The following is a 3,361-nucleotide window of genomic DNA, read 5'->3' on the forward strand; positions in this document are numbered from 1 at the left end:
ATGGACCACAGTTTTTTGTAGAAACAGATATTACAGATTTAGGAACAGCAACATCACTTACCGTATCAGACAATCAAGGAAACTCTCAAGTTGTAAACGCAACAGGAGTTGTTTCTTTTGGTCCTTATGCAAATAACACAGATGTAGTCGTTACAGTAACAAATGATAACGACGGGAACTGCTTTATAGTAAGCGACTCCTTAACACAAGAAATTTGCTTAGACCAATATGTAGATTGTACAGCTGGGCCTGTAGCCTTCTCATACTGTTATACAAATAATGATACTAATATTTTTGTTTTTAATAGCGTAGATGGTACAACACCTCTAAACTTTACTATAAATTCTGGGCAAGTAGAAAATGGTTGGGATGAATTAGTTGTTTTCGATTCAGATGGTACAACAGATTTAAACGCTGCAACTCCTTATGGAAATGGCGGTGATGTTTCTGGAATAACATATCAATCTACTGGAAGCTCAATAGCTTTCCAAGTACAATCAGACGGTTCTGTAAACTGTTCAGATAATGGATTTACACCTTTAGATATTACAGTATCATGTGCTACATGTATTAACCCAACTGCAACTTATGCAATTGTAGATGATTGTGATAATGGAGATCAGTTTTTTGTAGACGTAAATATTACATCTATAGGCGATGCAACCTCTTTATTAATTGAAGATAACCAAGGAAGTGCAGGTGTATCTGTAACTGCAACAGGGGTAACACAATTTGGTCCTTACCCTTTTTTAACAGATATTATTTTTACAATAAGTAATGAGCAAGATAACAACTGTATCATTACAAGTTCTGCAATTCAATTAGCAGCTTGTCCACCAGATAACGACAACTGTATTGACGCTATAGAAGCTCCAGTAAATGATGGATTCCTTTGCGAAGTTAGTACACCAGGAACACTAGTAGAAGCTACCGATTCTGGAGTTCCAAATGGAAGTTGCTCAGGCAACCCAGATGACGATGTATGGTTTCAGTTTACTGCATTAAGTGAATTCCAATTAATAGCCTTAACAAACTTACAAGGTAGTGATACATTCGATATAGACATGGTATTATACGAAGGTACATGTGATGCTTTAGTAGAAATTGATTGTTTTGCAGGATTCCCTGCTGCAGATATAACACCTCAATTAACAATAGGAGACACTTATTTTATTAGAATATTCTCTGGAGGTGGAGACCCTGAAACAACAACATTCGACTTATGTATTACACCATACATTGCTCCAACAAATATAACATGTGAAGATAGCGAAAACTTCTGCCCAGCTGGAGAAGATGGTGGAGCACTTTACATCTCTAATGTAATAGACATGCCAAACAATGCCTCTGTAGCATGTTTAGGAACCATTCCTAATCCTACTTATAGTGTACTAGAAATTGGTTCATCTGGAGATATTTTAGTTGAAATTGTTCAAAACACAGCATTTGATGCTAACGAAAATGCAATAGGAAATACACTTGATGTAGATTATGTATTATGGGGACCTTTTAGTCCAGATGAAGATTACTGTAATCTTAACTTAGAAGTAGACTGCCCTTCTTGTCCAAACAACACATCAGATCCAGACTTTTATCCTTTTGGTAATATTGCAGATTGTAGTTATTCTGCCGCTGCAATAGAAAACTTTACTTTAGAAGGCGCTACAGAAGGAGACTTTTATTTAATTTTAGTAACAAACTTTGCTAACGACCCAGGAATTATTCAAATTACTCAAACAAATATGACGAATACCGATGCTGGAACGTTAAGCTCAGCTATCGATGTAGAAATTGTTAGTAACGATACTTTCTTTGAAGATTTAGACAATGATCCAGCAACACCAAGTGTAGCTAACGTTTGTGGGTTTGACTCTGTAGTAATAGAAGCAGATTCTTCTTTTGCAGATTTATATGAGTGGTCTGTAAATGGTATTTTAGACCCAACATTAACAGGGCCAACCATTACAGTAACAGAATCTAACAGTTATACCGTAACGGTATACGATACGCAATGTGATGGTTTCGATACCCAAACAGTAATTGTTAACTTATACCAAGATCCTTTAGTAAATATTGTTCCTGATGATGAAGTTAGCATTATTACTTGTGATGATGAATCTGGAGATGGTATAGAAGATTTCGATTTTACTGGTTTAAGTGCTATTATATTAAACTCTCCAGGACAAGATCCTGCAGATTTTGTTGTTACTTATCATGAAACTTTAGGAGATGCTCAGGCAGGTACAAACCCAATATCTTCACCTTATTCTGCTACAGATGGAACTATAATTTATATTAGAGTTGAAGATGTAGATGCTGTAGGTTCTGGCTCTGGATGTGCTAGCACAAACACAACGTTTACTTTAACTGTTTTAGGTGCTCTTCCTGTTGCAACAAGTGTAGACATGGAGCTATGTGATGATGATTCTAGAGATGGTGTAGAGCTTTTCGATTTAGAGTCTAATTCTCCAAATATCTTAAACGGTCAAGATCCAGCAACATTTACAGTATCTTATTATGCAAGTGAAGCAGATGCTAATGCAGCTGTTAATGCTTTAACTTCACCATACCAAAACACAAGTAATCCACAAATTGTATACGCTAGAGTTGAGAATACTTCTGCATCAGATTGTTATAAAGTAACACCTTTTAACCTAATAGTTAACGATATACCTGTATCGTCATTTACAAGTGATTTTGATTATGAGGTATGCCCTAATGCTACAGTACCAATTACAATTACTGCAACTGCAGAAAACTATACAGAATCTGAAGTTACTATTGCATGGTATAATAATGGAGATTTAATACCAGGAGAAACAAGTTTAGATTTAGACACTGTATTAACAGAAGGAACATATACTATAGAAACTACTTTTAATGCTACAGGTTGTACAGCTACAGCAGAGATTTTTGTTGTAGAACTTCCTACATGTGTAATTCCTCAAGGGATTTCACCAAATGGAGATGGTCTTAACGACACTTTCGATTTAAGTAGTTATGATGTTCAAAGTCTAAAAATCTATAACAGAAATGGTACTGAAGTATACTCTAAAACAAATTATTTAGATGAGTGGCATGGCCAATCTAAAGATGGAGATGAACTACCAGTAGGAACATACTATTATGTAATGAAATACCAAAACGTTAAAGTAAAATCTGCTTGGGTATATATTAATAGAGCTAAATAAAAACTAAGATTTTTTTGAAAACAAAACCGATGAAAAAACTAATATATACCATTTTCATATTCTTGTTAGGCTATCAATTATATGCACAACAAGACCCGCAGTATACGCAGTATATGTATAATATGAATGTAATAAACCCTGCCTATGCAGGGTCTACAGAAACCGTATCT

2 protein-coding genes are annotated in these 3,361 nt (G+C 35.1%); both read left to right on the forward strand.

What is annotated here, in order from left to right; genetic code table 11:
- Positions 1–3,191 (forward strand): gliding motility-associated C-terminal domain-containing protein (locus ACVC08_RS03470; protein ID WP_452601002.1); only part of this gene is annotated, 3,191 nt, incomplete at its 5' end.
- 29 nt (positions 3,192–3,220) lie between these two features.
- Positions 3,221–3,361 (forward strand): type IX secretion system membrane protein PorP/SprF (locus ACVC08_RS03475; protein WP_452596600.1); only part of this gene is annotated, 141 nt, incomplete at its 3' end.

The organism is Pontimicrobium sp. MEBiC06410 (assembly GCF_053601615.1).